The sequence below is a fragment of the Pseudomonas vranovensis genome, assembly GCF_040438935.1.
Taxonomy (GTDB): domain Bacteria; phylum Pseudomonadota; class Gammaproteobacteria; order Pseudomonadales; family Pseudomonadaceae; genus Aquipseudomonas; species Aquipseudomonas vranovensis.
In genome coordinates this window covers 918,758-934,230 of the sequence record NZ_CP159259.1, presented here as the reverse complement: position 1 = coordinate 934,230, position 15,473 = coordinate 918,758, and the positions used below count along the sequence as shown (strand labels likewise).

Annotated in this window: 12 protein-coding genes; 8 read left to right on the top strand and 4 right to left on the bottom strand. The window is 60.4% G+C overall.

Annotated elements, in window-relative coordinates; genetic code table 11:
• Positions 1-6: 6 nt before the first annotated feature.
• On the bottom strand, positions 7-243 hold the full coding sequence (locus tag ABVN19_RS04365; protein WP_028945891.1) for a glutaredoxin family protein: 237 nt from the start codon (positions 241-243) through the stop codon (positions 7-9).
• A gap of 177 nt (positions 244-420) precedes the next feature.
• Between ABVN19_RS04365 and ABVN19_RS04360 the strand changes: the two genes are divergently transcribed.
• Positions 421-2,379 carry a monovalent cation:proton antiporter family protein gene (locus ABVN19_RS04360; protein ID WP_028945890.1) on the top strand — a complete coding sequence of 653 codons (1,959 nt, stop codon included), beginning with the start codon at positions 421-423 and terminating at the stop codon, positions 2,377-2,379.
• Between the two features lie 6 nt (positions 2,380-2,385).
• On the opposite strand, the gene ABVN19_RS04355 is transcribed toward ABVN19_RS04360, so the two are convergent.
• The gene (locus ABVN19_RS04355; protein WP_028945889.1) at positions 2,386-3,594 is read right to left on the bottom strand and encodes an ammonium transporter; all 1,209 of its coding nucleotides are present in this window, start codon (positions 3,592-3,594) and stop codon (positions 2,386-2,388) included.
• Positions 3,595-3,895: 301 nt separating this feature from the next.
• Here ABVN19_RS04355 and ABVN19_RS04350 point away from each other — a divergent pair, with 301 nt between their 5' ends.
• The 6 genes from ABVN19_RS04350 to ABVN19_RS04325 all read left to right on the top strand — a co-directional run bounded on the left by ABVN19_RS04350 (position 3,896) and on the right by ABVN19_RS04325 (position 10,925).
• Positions 3,896-4,210 carry a YqjD family protein gene (locus tag ABVN19_RS04350; RefSeq protein WP_028945888.1) on the top strand — a complete coding sequence of 105 codons (315 nt, stop codon included), beginning with the start codon at positions 3,896-3,898 and terminating at the stop codon, positions 4,208-4,210.
• Between the two features lie 10 nt (positions 4,211-4,220).
• Positions 4,221-4,598 (top strand): phage holin family protein, encoded by a 378-nt coding sequence (locus ABVN19_RS04345; protein WP_028945887.1) that lies wholly within the window; start codon positions 4,221-4,223, stop codon positions 4,596-4,598.
• The gene (locus ABVN19_RS04340; RefSeq protein ID WP_028945886.1) at positions 4,595-4,927 is read left to right on the top strand and encodes a hypothetical protein; all 333 of its coding nucleotides are present in this window, start codon (positions 4,595-4,597) and stop codon (positions 4,925-4,927) included. The genes ABVN19_RS04345 and ABVN19_RS04340 overlap by 4 nt, the downstream gene beginning before the upstream one ends.
• Positions 4,928-5,005: 78 nt before the next feature.
• A complete protein-coding gene (locus tag ABVN19_RS04335) occupies positions 5,006-6,337 on the top strand; it encodes a deoxyguanosinetriphosphate triphosphohydrolase (RefSeq protein WP_028945885.1) in 1,332 nt (443 codons plus the stop codon).
• Positions 6,338-6,642: 305 nt separating this feature from the next.
• On the top strand, positions 6,643-7,266 hold the full coding sequence (locus ABVN19_RS04330; protein ID WP_028945884.1) for a response regulator transcription factor: 624 nt from the start codon (positions 6,643-6,645) through the stop codon (positions 7,264-7,266).
• 8 nt (positions 7,267-7,274) lie between these two features.
• The gene (locus ABVN19_RS04325) at positions 7,275-10,925 is read left to right on the top strand and encodes a transporter substrate-binding domain-containing protein (protein WP_028945883.1); all 3,651 of its coding nucleotides are present in this window, start codon (positions 7,275-7,277) and stop codon (positions 10,923-10,925) included.
• A 41-nt stretch (positions 10,926-10,966) separates the two neighbouring features.
• Here the strand turns inward: ABVN19_RS04325 and ABVN19_RS04320 are convergent, their stop codons facing one another.
• Positions 10,967-11,311, bottom strand: coding sequence for a YggL family protein (locus tag ABVN19_RS04320; protein WP_028945882.1), 345 nt, complete (start codon positions 11,309-11,311; stop codon positions 10,967-10,969).
• A 203-nt stretch (positions 11,312-11,514) separates the two neighbouring features.
• Between ABVN19_RS04320 and dacB the strand changes: the two genes are divergently transcribed.
• Positions 11,515-12,981: a D-alanyl-D-alanine carboxypeptidase/D-alanyl-D-alanine-endopeptidase gene (gene dacB, locus ABVN19_RS04315; protein ID WP_028945881.1), complete on the top strand. Its 1,467-nt coding sequence runs from the start codon at positions 11,515-11,517 to the stop codon at positions 12,979-12,981.
• 9 nt (positions 12,982-12,990) lie between these two features.
• On the opposite strand, the gene ABVN19_RS04310 is transcribed toward dacB, so the two are convergent.
• Complete coding sequence (locus ABVN19_RS04310) at positions 12,991-15,387, bottom strand: diguanylate cyclase (protein WP_105642312.1); 2,397 nt, start codon at positions 15,385-15,387, stop codon at positions 12,991-12,993.
• Between the last annotated feature and the right edge of the window lie 86 nt (positions 15,388-15,473).

Sequence of the window (15,473 nt, the reverse complement as noted above, 5' to 3'; positions counted from 1 at the left end):
GCTACTTCACCGCAAGAAGGCCACCACCTGCTCGGCGTCGAACGGCCAGTTCAACTCGGCCCCGGTGTCGCAGCGACGCAACACCGGAATCCTCAGACCGTAGCGTTCGACCTGAGACTCGTCATCGGCAATGTCGACCAGCTCGACCAGCAGGCCGTGCTCGACAAAAGGCATCAACACGGCTTCGGCCACTTCACACAGGTGGCAACCGAGGGTACCGAACAATTGGCATTCAGGAGGCATCTACAGGTACCGGCAAGAGTTACAAAGATTCATTATTCTAGGTCCGCTGCCCGTGACCGTCGAGCAGGAGGCCAAGACCATGAATGACTTCCAGTCCCCTGATCCAGGTCAGCCCTCGAACAGCGACTATTGTTCAGACTTACTGGTTTTTTGCCGCTTTCCTACATGGAGTGTTTTGTGTTCGCCAACCTGTTAATCATCCTGGCCTCGTCACTGGTCGTCATTGCCTTCTTCAGACGACTGAAATTGCCGCCGGTATTGGGTTACCTGTGCGTCGGCCTGTTTGTCGGCCCTACCGCCCTGAACTGGGTCAACGAAAGCGAAGAGCTGCCGGACCTCGCGGAAATGGGCGTGGTGTTCCTGCTGTTTTCCCTGGGCCTTGAGTTCTCCCTGTCGAAAATGCTCGCCCTGCGCAACGTCGTGTTTGGCCTGGGCAGCCTGCAGGTAGTCTGTTCGGCGGTGCTGCTGGCTGGCCTGCTGGCCTTGCTGGGCATGCCAGCAAATGCTGCACTGCTGCTGGGTGCCGGGCTTGCGTTGTCGTCCACCGCCATCGTCAGCAAGGAATTGACCAGCCTCGGCGAGATTTTCAGCAGCCATGGCCAGAACGCCATTGGCGTGTTGCTGTTCCAGGATGTGGTTGCCGTCCTGCTGCTGACGCTGGTGCCGGTGTTTGCCGGCGACGGCGGTCAGGCCTGGTACTGGGCGCTGCCGCTGACCCTGGCAAAGACCGTGGTGCTGTTCATCGGCCTGCTACTGGCCAGTCGCTGGCTGCTGCCACGTCTGTTCCATGAGGTCGCCAGCTCCCATTCGGCGGAGTTGTTCGTGCTGCTGGCACTGGTCATCGTGCTGCTGACGGCCTGGTTGACCCACCTGCTGGGCCTGTCTCCTGCACTGGGCGCGTTCCTGGCCGGCATGTTGTTGGGCGAGAGCAACTATCGCCATCAGATCGAAGCGGATATCCGCCCGTTCCGCGACATCTTGCTGGGCTTGTTCTTCGTCAGTATCGGTATGCTGATCGACCTGCAGTTGTTCGCCACCCATGGCCTGGAAATCCTCGGACTGACGCTCGGTCTGCTGCTGATCAAAGGTGTCGTGGTGGCCGCACTGGTGCGGATCCGCGGCAGCGATGCAGAGACCGCCTGGCGCAGCGGCCTGGCCCTGGCCCAGGGTGGTGAGTTCTGTTTCGCCCTGATGGCGCAGATGCAGCAAACCCAGTTGTTGCCCGAGGCCATCGGCAACTTGTTGCTGGCGGCCACATTCTGCTCGATGGTAGTGACTCCCCTGATGCTGCGCGCCGCACCTGGCATTGCTGCCCGTTTGCACCGAAAACCGAACCAGGAAGTCCACCTGGAAGAAATCGAGGCCCAGAGCGCCTCGATGAGTGGCCACGTACTGATCTGCGGTTACGGTCGTGTGGGCCAGTCGATCGGTCGCTTCCTGCGCCGGGAAAATATCCCGTTCATCGCCCTGGACGACGACCCTGTGCGCGTCCAGGAAGCGGCGGCCGGCGAAAGCAGCGTGCATTACGGCGATTCTCGCCGGGGCGAACTGCTCAGTGCCATCGGCCTGGAGCGCGCACGCTTGCTGGTGATCGCCGTCGACAAGACCGATATCGCCATGAGCGTGCTCAAGGCGGCGCGAGAGCGTCATCCGCAGGTGCAGATCCTGGTCCGCACACGCGACGACAGCCAGCGCGAAGAGTTGCGTGCCGCCGGGGCGACCGCCGTGGTGCCAGAGCTGCTCGAATCGAGCCTGATGCTGGCCTCGCACGCACTGGTCATGCTCGGCCTGCCAATGGAACATGTCCAGCAGCGTATCGACGAGGTGCGCCAGACCCGCTATCGCATGCTCCAGGCCTTTTACCACGGCGCCCAGACCAGCCCGGTGGACAGCGAAGGTCAACCCAAGGCCATGATGCATGCCGTGAACCTGGGGGCCGATGCCTATGCCTGCGGACGGGCGCTGACCGAACTGGACCTTGAGCAACTGGGAGTCGAGTTGCAGGCAGTGCAGCGCAACGGTGAAGAAGTGGCAGTGAACGCCGGCACCTGCTTGCATGCCGGCGATGCGGTGTTGCTCAGCGGCCCGCTGTCGGCGCTTGAAGCGTGCGAGGCACGCCTGGTCGCGGGGCGCTGAGGCGGATCACTCGTGGTTGGTGGCGCCGATCTTGTGAATCGACAGGTCGGCGCCGTAGTACTCCTGCTCCTGGCTCAGGCGCAGGCCATGCACCGTCTTGATCGCACCATAGACGGCAAAGCCACCGAGCAGCGCCACCATCACCCCGGCGAGGCTGCCGATCAACTGGCTTATCAGGCTGACGCCCCCCAGGCCACCCAGCGCAGTCTGGCCAAAGATCCCGCAGGCGATACCCCCCCATACACCGCACACGCCGTGCAGCGGCCAGACGCCCAGCACATCGTCGATCTCCCATGTGTTCTGCGCCGCAATAAAGCACCGCACAAACAGCCCGCCGGCTATCGCGCCGGTGGCCAGGGCACCGACCGGGTGCATCAGGTCGGACCCGGCACACACCGCGACCAATCCGGCCAACGGTCCGTTATGCAGAAAGCCCGGGTCATTGCGCCCCACCAGCAAGGCGGCGACGGTGCCCCCCACCATGGCCATCAAGGAGTTGACCGCGACCAGGCCACTGACCCCTTGTAGCGTCTGGGCACTCATGACGTTGAAGCCGAACCAGCCGACAATCAAGATCCACGACCCCAGGGCCAGAAACGGAATATTCGAAGGGGCGAAGGCCACCAACTTGCCGTCCCGGTAGCGACCATTGCGCGGACCGAGCAACAGCACTGCTGCCAACGCCAGCCAACCGCCCATGGCATGCACCACCACGGAGCCTGCGAAATCGTGGAAGCCAGCACCGAACTGCGCCTGCAGCCAGCCTTGCACCCCAAAATTGCCGTTCCAGACGATACCCTCGAAAAACGGATAGACGAACGCGACAAGCAACACCGTGGCGCACAATTGCGGCGCAAAGCGTGCCCGTTCGGCGATACCACCGGAGATGATCGCCGGAATCGCGGCGGCGAAGGTCAGCAGGAAAAAGAATTTCACCAGGCTGTAGCCGTGCTCACTGCCCAACACAGCCGCCGGTTGCAGGAAACTGACACCGTAGGAAATCCAGTAGCCCACAAAAAAGTACGCCAGGGTCGAAACCGCGAAATCGCTGAGAATCTTGCACAGGGCATTGACCTGGTTCTTGTGCCGCACGGTGCCCACTTCAAGAAAGGCAAACCCGGCGTGCATGGCCAGGACCATGACGGCACCCAGAAGGATGAACAGAGTGTTGGAGCCGTGAACGAGCGTGTCCACTGCACTTTGCAGGTTATCCATAAAGTCGGCAGGCCTCTCAAAAGAGCACCAAGACAGCGCGGGAAAACCCCTTTATGCACCAGCCTGGATCACATAAAAGCCACCTCCTTGGCCGATCCTGCTGATAAGTGGAGTTTTTCCTTGGGTTTGTCGTGGATTGGTTTAAGGTTTAAAGGTCCGTTTACCTCGGTGCGCCCGGATTCGGCGCAGGCACCGGACCCGGCGCACCAACCCACAGCAAAAGCTGTACCAGCGTTTTGAACTGAACCTTCGCAAGCCCCCATTACTCGAAGTAGCCACACACACCGTTAGGGAGAGCCCCATGGCCAGCAAATCGGCAAAGACTGCTCAAGACATATTGATGGCTGACTTCCAGGCCTTGGTTCGCGACACCGAAAAGTTGCTGGAGCACACCGCCACCCTGGCCGGTGACCAGGCTGACGAATTGCGCGGCCAGATCCATGAGAGCCTGCTGCGCGCCAGGGAAACCCTGCAACAGACCCAGGACTCGGTACGTGAGCGCGGAGAGGCGGCCCTGACGGCGACCGAGGACTATGTCCAGAGCAACCCCTGGCAATCCATCGGCATCGCCGCAGGGGTCGGCTTTCTGATCGGCCTGCTCGCCAGCCGTCGTTGAGGTCAGGGCTATGGAAAGCGAATCGTCCGGTACCACCGGGGCATCCAGCAAGCGTTTGGGTGCAGCAGTGCTTGGCTTGCTGCATGGCCACGTTGAGCTGTTCGGCATCGAACTGCAGGAGCAGAAAGCCCGCACCCTGAGCCTGCTGCTGTTCGCCGGCCTGGCCCTGGTGTTCGCCCTGCTGCTGTTGGTCGCGCTCTCGGCCCTGGTGCTGGTACTGCTGTGGGACAGCTATCGACTGGCTGGTGTCATCGGCCTGTGCGTGTTCTACGGAGTCGCGGCACTGTACTGCGGACTGCGCTTGAAGGCTGCTGTGTACGATGAATCATCGCCCTTCAGCTCGACCCTCGAAGAACTCGCCAAGGACCGGGAGCGCCTGTTGCCATGAGCCTGCCTGAACTGCCCAACACCACCAACCGCCGCGAACTGCGCAAGGCCCTGGTGCGACTGCGCCTGGAGATGCACCGCCAGGAAATCCGCCATGAATCCGGGCAACTGCTCAATCCACTGACCCGGCTGCGCGCCATGGGCGACAGCCTACAGGGCGGGCTGGGCATCAAGCATGCGCCTTTGTGGGGAATCGGCGCCGTGGTGGTGCTGGGGTTTCTGACCGGCAAAGGGGCCAGGAGCGGTGGCATGAGCCGCCTGATCCGCTTGGGCACCAGCCTGATCCCGCTACTCAAGCTGGCCCTGCAGGGTGCTGCCAGCAAGCGCTGAAGGCTGCACACCGCAGGACTTGCAGATACAGGCCCCACACGGGAAGCTAGGGGCCTGCATCTATCTGGAGTACAGGCCTTGGATTGGCAAACCCTGCTCACCCGCGAACGTCTCGGCAAGACGCTGCACAGCCCCGAAGAGCTGGGCCGCAGCCCCTTTCACAAGGACCATGACCGGATCATTTTTTCCGGTGCCTTTCGTCGCCTGGGACGCAAGACTCAGGTACACCCGGTATCGAGCAACGATCATATCCATACCCGCCTGACCCACTCGCTGGAAGTCAGCTGCGTCGGCCGCTCCCTGGGCATGCGCGTGGGTGAAACCCTGCGTGACCGACTGCCGCAATGGTGCGAGCCGAGCGACCTGGGCATGGTGGTGCAATCTGCCTGCCTTGCACACGACATCGGTAACCCGCCCTTCGGCCACTCTGGCGAAGACGCTATCCGCCATTGGTTCCAGCAGGCCGCAGGCCGTGGATGGCTGGATGCAATGAGCGAGGCCGAACGCGCCGACTTTCTCAACTTCGAAGGTAATGCCCAGGGGTTTCGTGTACTCACCCAACTGGAATACCACCAGTTCGATGGCGGTACCCGGCTGACCTACGCCACCCTTGGCACGTACCTCAAATACCCCTGGACCGCTCGCCACGCAGACGCGCTGGGCTACAAAAAGCACAAGTTTGGCTGCTACCAGAGCGAGCTGCCGCTGCTTGAACAGATCGCTCGTAAACTCGGTTTGCCACAGTTGGAAGAACAACGCTGGGCGAGACACCCGCTGGTGTACCTCATGGAGGCCGCCGACGATATCTGTTACGCCCTGATCGACCTGGAAGACGGTCTGGAAATGGACCTGCTGGATTATCCGGAAGTCGAGTCGCTGCTATTGAGCCTGGTGGGTGACGACCTGCCCGAAACCTATCGACAATTGGGCCCGCAAGACTCACGTCGACGCAAATTGGCGATTCTGCGCGGTAAAGCCATCGAGCACCTGACCAACGCCGCTGCCCGCGCATTTGTCGAGCAACAAGACGCCCTGCTGTCGGGACAGTTGCACGGCGACCTGGTGGAACATATGCATGGCCCGGCCAAGCGCTGTGTGCTCCAGGCCAAAGACATGGCACGCAAAAAGATCTTTCAGGACAAACGCAAGACACTTCACGAAATCGGTGCCTACACCACCCTCGAGATATTGCTCAACGCCTTTTGTGGAGCAGCGCTCGAACAACACGGTGGACGTACGCCTTCGTTCAAGAGCCGGCGCATTCTTGATCTACTGGGCAACAATGCGCCAGACCCTACCGCCTCGCTACACACTTCGTTCTTGCGCATGATCGACTTCATTGCCGGGATGACAGACAGCTATGCCAGTGAAATGGCCCGAGAAATGACGGGGCGCTCAAGCCCGACCTGAAAGAGTCAGGCGAACGGCCAGGCGGTACGAGTGCGTACAGTGCCCGAACACCTGGCCAGCGACTCAATTGAAGTAAATTAAAGGAAAACACCCGACACGCTTAAACACAGAGTGTACTTAGCAATACCCCGTTACCAATATCCGGATTGACAATAGTGTATTCCCAGAAGACTTGTAATCCATGCCCGCTATTTAAGTAAGACTTTTCCCATACAGGCTCTACCCACCCTTCTCTTCATGTGCGCTCTCCTATAACTGCGTTAAGGTGCAACCTTACCCATGGCACATTAACTGGAAAGTTCAACATGCACTCAGTTTTCATTGTCGACGATCACCCGGTCATTCGCCTGGCGGTACGAATGCTCTTGGAAAATGAAGGCTATCGCGTTATCGGAGAATCGGATAACGGCGTGGACGCCATGCAGATGGCCCGCGAATGCCTGCCCGACTTGATCATCCTCGACATCAGCATCCCGAGGCTGGATGGCCTCGAGGTGCTGTCGCGCTTCCACTCCATGGCCGTACCGCTGAAAATCCTGGTACTCACCGCACAATCTCCGGCACTCTTCGCTATTCGCTGCATGCATTCCGGCGCGGCCGGCTACGTGTGCAAACAAGAAGACCTGAGCGAATTACTCAGTGCAATTAAGGCAGTACTCTCCGGCTACAACTATTTCCCTAGCCAGGCAATCAACCAGCACCCGGGCGACAACGACCCGCACGAACTGGAACTGTTCAAGCACATCAATGACCGCGAATTGATGGTACTGCAACTTTTCGCCCAAGGCAGAAACAACAAAGAGATAGCCCAAGGCATGTTCCTCAGCAACAAGACCGTCAGCACTTACAAAAAGCGCCTGATGCAAAAACTCAAGGCCAATTCGTTGGTGGAACTCATTGAAATGGCCAAACGCAACTCGCTGGTTTGAGGCGGGCCATGCGAAGGTACGGACTCTCACGCTGTCTGTGGAGCATTCTGGCCAGCCTGTGCATGGGGTTGGCGGTACAGGCAGATGAAACCCAACCCAGTTCGTACAACTTGCTCAGCCGTACCCCTCCCGTTCCTTTTTCCCTCGCCCTGGACCCTGCACAACGGCAATGGATCAACCAGAAAGAGACGTTGGTACTTGGCACTTCGGCGCCGGACTATCCCCCCTTCGACATGACCGCCAGTGGCCGTGACTACGAGGGATTGACCGCCGATTATGCCGGTATCCTCAGCAGCACCCTGGGCCTGCCGATCCGTGTACGGCGCTTTGCCGATCGCCAGGAGGCGGTACGCGCCCTGGTGCAGGGCAAGATCGACCTGCTAGGCAGTGCCAACGGCTTTGAAGCTGCCACGCCCGGCGTCGTGCTTTCCCGGCCTTATGCCGTGGACCAACCGGTGCTGGTCACCCGAGAAGACGAAAACCGTCCCCTCGATACCGGCCTCGCCAATCTGCGCTTGAGCATGGTCTACCACTACCTGCCACTGGACGAAATAAGGGCCAACTACCCCGAAGCCAGGATCCAGGCTTACCCTTCCTACCAAAACGCTCTCAATGCCGTGGCCTTCGACCAGGCCGATGTATTTCTAGGCGACACCATCTCCACACACTATATGATCAACCAGGGCCACCTTCAAAACGTCAAGATGGCCAATTTCGGCAAACACGAGCCCGAAGGTTTCAGTTTTGCCGTGCAGCAGAACAATCACGAACTGCTGAAGTTGATCAACGCCACCCTCGAGAACGTCTCCAGCAATACCCGCGAAGCCATTTTCAAGCGCTGGAGCGTTGGCAGCGATGTGCTGTTGACCGATCGCAAGCTTCAGCTCTCGCCGTGCGAAGAACGCTGGTTGAGCAAACACCCGGTGGTGCGAGTCGTGGTCAACGAAACTGCAGCTCCCGTTACCTTCTTCGACAGCAATGGCAACTTTCGAGGTATCGCTGCCGACTTGCTTGAACTGATCCGCCTGCGCACCGGCTTGCGCTTCGAAGTCCAACGCGCCTCAGGTATCAGTGACATGATCGAGCGCCTGAACAACAACCAGGCCGATGTCATCGCCGCCATCGCTCCAAATACCAACGCAAGCAACCTGACCATCAGCCGCCCGTACCTGGAAAATTCCTATGTCCTGTTGACCCGCCAAGGCCCGGACCAACCGGGTGCGGTCGCGCAGCTGAAAGAGCGACGCGTCGCCCTGGTTCGCGGCAGTTCCCTGGCTGACACCCTGTACAAACAGGCGCCCGGTGTGCAACTGGTAGAAACGGAAAGTACCAACAGCGCCGTCTCCCTACTCACCAATGGACACGTCGACGCAGTGGTCACTGCCCTGATCACAGCCAATTTCAGCCTGGCGTCCCAGCGAGGGTTGACCATTCGCGCAACCGTTGGCGCCGAGCCGGCAACCTTTTCCATGGCCACCGCAGGCGCCGCGCCGGAGCTGGCCTCGATCCTGGACAAAGCGCTGCTGAGCATTGCCCCGGAAGAACTGGGGGTGATCAACTCACGCTGGCGAGGCTACCGCACCGAGACCGATGCCTATTGGCACAAATACCAGAACCTGATTTTCCAGGTCATCCTGTGCACCAGCCTGCTGTTGCTCATATCGCTGGCCTGGAACGCCCGCATGCGCCGACAGATCCAGCAACGCAAAGCGGTCGAACGCGCCTTGAGCGATCAGCTTGAATTCATGCGCGCACTGCTTAACGGTACGCCACACCCCATGTATGTGCGTGATCGCGAAGGGATGTTGCAAAGCTGCAACGACAGTTATCTGGAAGCGGTCGAACTGCAGCTGGACGAAGTACTGGGCAAAGGCATCGAGGAAGGCGTGTTGAGCGACATCAACTTTGCCGGCCAGATGCAGAGTGACTACCAGAAAGTCATCAACGAAGGCGTCCCGCTGATTGTTGATCGTCCCTTGCTGCTCAAAGGCAAGGAGCTGACCATCTACCACTGGATCCTGCCGTATCGGGACTCTCTGGGTGAAGTCCAAGGCATCATAGGGGGTTGGATCGATATCAGCGAACGGCGCCAACTGGTTCAGGACCTGCGCCTGGCCAAACAGCAGGCCGATGATGCCAACCGGGCCAAGAGCACCTTCCTGGCTACCATCAGCCATGAAATCCGCACGCCGATGAATGCCATCCTCGGCATGCTCGAACTGACCCTCGAAAAAGCCGGCCAGGGGCACCTGGATCGCTCGGCCGTCGAAGTGGCCTACAACTCTGCCAAAGACCTGCTGGCGCTGATCGGCGACATTCTCGACATTGCCCGTATCGAGGCCGGCCACCTGACCCTGGCACCGGAGCAGGTCAACCTGGTCGACCTGGTGGAGTCGGTCGGCAGGGTATTTGATGGCGTGGCACGGCAAAAGAACGTGCGCCTGCTGCTCAAGATCGCACCCGCCGCCCATTGCAACGTACTGCTGGACCCCTTGCGCTTCAAGCAGATCCTGTCGAACCTGGTCAGTAACGCCATCAAATTCACCGAACAAGGCCAGGTCATCCTGGACCTGGCCCTTGAAACAGACAGCGCGTCAGGCGCCTCGCGCCTGGAGTTGACCGTGCAAGACAGCGGCATCGGTATTCGTGAGCAGGATCAACACCGCCTCTTCCTGCCATTCGCCCAAGCCGATCCTGACAGCGAGTTGGCACGTAGTGGTACGGGCCTGGGCCTGGCAATCAGCCGCGACCTGTGCCACATCATGGGCGGCAGCCTGACGCTGCACAGTGTCTACGGTGAAGGCACCCGTGCGCACATCAGCATGCCATTGACCGGTACGGCCAGTGATCCTGACACCCCGCCCCCCGATACCGAGCCTTGCGCCGCGGTCTCCGGACTGAGGGTGCTGGTCGTCGATGATCATCCCGCCAATCTCTTGCTGATGACCCAGCAATTGAACTACCTGGAGCTACAGCACCGCAGTGCCGACAACGGCCGGGAGGGGCTGGATCTGTGGCGGAGAGAGCCTTTCGATGTACTGATCGTCGACTGCAATATGCCGCATATGAGTGGCTATCAGTTTGCCCAGACCGTCCGCGCGAACGAACTGCAAGCAGGGTTGCCGCGTTGCACGATCCTTGGCTACACCGCCAACGCCCAACTTGAGGTACGTGAGCGCTGCCAGCAGGCGGGCATGGATGATTGCCTGCTCAAACCCATCAGCCTCAAGGCCCTGGGCATGCGCCTGGCCAAAGCCCAACCCCTGCCACCCCGGCAGTCGCCTGCGCCTCTGTTCGATCTACAAGCGCTGGGGCCGGTGGTAGGCGATAGTGCTGCCGACCTGCAGAGACTGCTGGAGAAACTGCACTGCAACCTTGCCAAGGATCGGACCACCCTTGAAGAACTCGACCCGTGTCATCAAGCCGAACAGTTGATGAGCGAGGCACACCGCATGCTGGGCGCAGCGCGGATCATCCAGGCAGACACGCTGATCAATGCCTGCGAACAACTCGAGTCCGCCTGCGAAGCAAAACTGCCCACAGCTACGCTTGAACAGCTTCAGCAACAGCTACTGATTGCCACGACAGCCGTAGAATCGGCGCTTGAACAACACTTGCTCGACAGTGTCGCAAGCGCAGCGACGGCAAAAACCGGATAAAAAAAAACGGCGGCCACTGGGGCCGCCGTTTTTTTCAGGCATCAGGCAACCGGATTGATCGGCTTTTCCGGATACCAGGCGTCCAGCAGCGGGCTGACTTCAATTTTGGTCAGCTCGTTGCGACCTTTGAGCCAGCTTTCAACAGCAGCGCGCTGTTCTTCGCTGACCGAGCCACGCGCAGCCTTGCAGACCAGACCGAAGTCATCGCCGCCAACATAGTCCAGGCCATTGGCATCCATGGCTTCATCGAGGAAAGCATCGAGGAAGGCATCAACGGCTTCGTCGGACAGATCTTCCTTGAACTCCAGGTTCAGCTCAAAACCCAGCTCCTGGAATTCATCCACGCAGAGTTTTTTGCGCAGACGGCGGGAACGGTTAGTGGCCATGAAACAATCCTCTTGAGTATTAACGCGCGGCACTTTACCAGTTTCGCCGCAAGGTTGCCGGAATAAAAGCCGATAAGCCGCCCTTTTGCACTGCCCCATCGGGCCCCGCCTTGGGGCATAATGCGCGCTATATTTTTTATAACCGGGGCCTTCACCTTTTCTCGCTCCGACATTCTCCCCTCGCTCGCAGGGTTTTATTGCACATGATCAAATCTCTTCGCCCTTTTCTGCTCGCCGGCCTGCTGTTGCCAGTAGCGTTCTCCACTCAAGCGGCCGCGATCAACACCACCCTTTCACCGAAGGTCCAGCAAGCGCTGAAAACCAACAAGCTGCAGGATTCGGCCCTGTCGCTGGTAATGCTGCCGTTGAACGGCCCAGGTACTCCCACCGTGTTCAATGCCGACGTGTCGGTCAACCCGGCCTCGACCATGAAGCTGGTCACCACCTACGCCGCTCTTGAGCTGCTCGGCCCGACCCACCAGTGGAAAACCGAGTTCTACAGCGATGGCGCGCTGCGTAACGGCACCTTGCAAGGCAATCTCTATCTCAAGGGTGGCGGCGATCCGAAACTGAACATGGAAAAGCTCTGGCTGTTGATGCGCGACCTGCGTGCCAATGGCGTGCAAACCATCAGCGGCGACCTGGTGCTGGACCGCAGCCATTTCGTGCAGCCCGTGCTCCCTCACTTCAATGACGACGGTGGCGACGTAAACAAGCCCTTCCTGGTCAAGCCCGACTCGCTGCTGATCAACCTCAAGGCCCTGCGCTTCGTGGCCCGCAACGATGGCGGCAAGGTCCGGGTATCGGTCGAACCGCCGATCGCCACGATCCGCATCGATAACCAGGTCAAAGCGGTAAACAGCAAGCAGTGCAGCGGCGATGTGCGCTACAACCCGGTGACCCAGGCCGATGGCAGCGTCAGCGTGACTGTAAGCGGCCAACTGGGTGATGGTTGCAACTCGCAAACTTACCTGTCGCTGCTCGACCACCCGACCTATGCCGCCGGCGCAGTTCGGGCGATCTGGAGCGAACTGGGTGGCACCATCCAGGGGCGTGACCGCATCGACGCCGTGCCAAAGAGCGCTCGCCTGCTGGCCCGCGCCTTCTCGCCGGATCTGGTCGAGATCATCCGCGACATCAACAAGTACAGTAACAACACCATGGCCCAGCAACTGTTCCTGAGCCTCGGTGCGCAGTTCCGTACCGATGCCGACGGCGACGATGCCCGCGCCGCGCAACGCGTGGTGCGCCAGTGGCTGGCGAAAAAGGGCATTACCGCCCCGCACCTGATCATGGAAAACGGCTCCGGGCTGTCCCGTGCCGAACGGGTCAGCACCCGGGAAATGGCCGCCCTGTTGCAAGCGGCCTGGAAGAGCCCCTATGCCGCCGAGTTCATCAGCTCGATGCCACTGGTCGGCATGGACGGTACCATGCGCAAGCGCCTCAAGCGCACCGCCATGACGGGTGAAGCGCATATCAAGACCGGTACCTTGAACACGGTACGCGCCATCGCCGGTTTCAGCCGCGACAGCAACGGCAACACCTGGGCCGTGGCGGCGATCCTCAACGACCCCAAGCCCTGGGGCGCCTCGGCAGTCCTCGACCAGGTATTGCTGGACTTGTACCGCCAGCCAAAACTGGTCAATAGCACCGCAGCCGTACAACCCTGAGATGACGGCTCAGGGCAGCTCGGCCTCGACCCTGTCGCGGCCGCCCTGCTTGGCCGCATAAACCCCGGAATCGGCGCGCAGCAGCAAGGCATCGGCGCCCTCCCCCGGGCGCCAGCCGGCCACACCGAAGCTGGCGGTGACAATGCCCACCCCTTCCACCGGCACACTGCGCAGCCCCTGCCACAACTCCAGGGCCAGCGAGTGCGCCTGGACGACATTGCTGCCCGGGCACAACACCATGAATTCCTCACCACCCAGCCGACAGAACACGTCGGTGCGCCGCAGCCGGTGGTTGATGCGCTGGCACAAGCTGCGCAGCACATGATCGCCCACTGCATGGCCGAACTGATCGTTGACCCGCTTGAAATGGTCGATGTCCAGCATGATGACGGCCAGGTCCTGCTGGTCGCGATGGGCACGCTCCAGTTCCGCCTTGAGCCGCTCCTGGAAATAGCGTCGGTTGTGGATGCCGGTCAAGACATCCGTCACTGACAGCGCGCGCAGCTCTTCCTCGACCCGTTTGAGATCGGATATATCCGTGACATAGCCGTGCCAGAGTGTCCCCCCATCATCCGTCGGCTCCGGGGTTGCCTCCCCCCTGACCCAGCGTAACCCGGCCAGTGGCAACAACACCCGGTACTCTTCGCGCCAAGGGGTCAGGTGCTCGGCCGAATACCGTATCGACGTACGCACCCGTCCCAGGTCATCCGGATGAATGCGATCGAACACCGCCGTGGCATCCAGGCGCAACAGACTGGGCTCGATTTCGTAGATATCCCGCAGCCCTTCGCTGGCATAGCTGAAACAGGAGCTGCCATCCGGACGGAGACTGAACTGATAGATACCACCGGGCACCTCGGCACTGAGCTTGTCGAGCAGCCGGTCACGGGCTGCCAGGGCATCATGGATACGCTTGCGCTCGGTGACATCGATGCAAATCGCCAGGTGCCCCACCCACAGGCCATGCTCATCCAACACTGCCGTCACCAGCATGTTGGCCAGCAGGTGGCTGCCGTCCTTGCGCTGCAGCGTCCACTCACCCGGTTCACTGCCGCCTTCCTGGATAGTTTCGGCGAACATTGCCTGGGCCAGGCTGACCTCGCGGCCATAACGCACGCTCAAGGCCCTGGCTCGCTGCTGCAACTCCTCGGGCGATACCAGGGCTTCCAGAGTGAGGCTGCCCACGGCTTCCGCGCTGGTGTAGCCCAGCATGCGTTCAGCACCGGCATTGAACGTGCTGATCATCCCGCGCAGGCTGGTGGCGATGATCGCAACCTGAGTCGCAGCATCCAGCACACTGCGCAATTGATTGTGGGTATTGCGCAAGGATTGTTCGCTGACGCGCAGTTCGCCAGTGCGCTGCTCGACCAACGTCAGGGCGCGCTGACGCTGGCTGAACAGACTGAACAGCAAGGCACTGAGCATCAGGCTGAGCAACCCACCGAGAAACACCACCGCAGTCACCGCCGACGACCGATTGGCCTGCATGAACGCCAGGCTCGGGCGAATATCCAGCTGATAGTCGTGATCTGCCAGATGCAGCAGGTGGCTGGCGGCCAGCGTCGTCGTTGCGCCCTGGTTGTCGGACTGGAACAGTACCTCATGCTGGGTGTCCGGCCCCGTCAAGTCGCGGATACGCACCACCAGATTGTCCTGGGCGGCGCTTGGCAACCCCTCGGCCATCAACTGGCGCATGCTGATGACCGCCATGACATAGCCTTGCGGTTCTCGCGCAAGTTGCTGAGCCGCGAACACCGGGGCAGCCATCAGAACGCCACGGGCATAGGCCGGATCAACATCGGTAAGCGTCAGTGGCGCTGACACCGCCATGCTACCCGGTGCCGAAGCTCGCGCGAGGGTGTCCTGGCGCTGGGCCTGGGACAGCAGGTCCAGGCCGAATGGCTGACGTTGCCAGGCCAAAGCCTGGGTAAACAATACCGGGTAGTAATAGGGCCGCTCGGGTGAAGCCCGCAAGGCACCGCTGTCGGTCAGTTGAAGGATTTCATAGCGCAGACCCAAGGCCTTGCTGGCGCGCTGCTCGAAGTCGTTACGCTGCGCCGCAAACACTCGCGGCGCCCACGAATAGGCCTGGGTGCGATGCAATAGCGGCCGTGCATAGCCATTGAACTCTTCAAGGGTGATTTCGTTGGCAAAAACGAAAAACCGGCGCAAGCCATCCAAGCGCTGCACCTGATCCTCGAAGCGTTCTTCGATACGGCTGTAGCGCTCACTGGCGAGCAACTCGAAGCGTTGACGCAACTGCTGCTGATACAACTCGTGAGTGGCCAGCGCCAGTAACGCAGTCAACAGTCCACCGGCTATCAGTGCCACAAGGGCAACCAGCCAGGCAGACACTTCTTCGCTGACAAAGCCGAGCATTTTTGGACGAACGCCATGCATCGACATAGACAACACTCATAACGCCAGCATGCAGCGTTTCCCGGACCCACCTTCAGTTATAGCCATTAGCCATTAATGAAGCAATGAGGCCC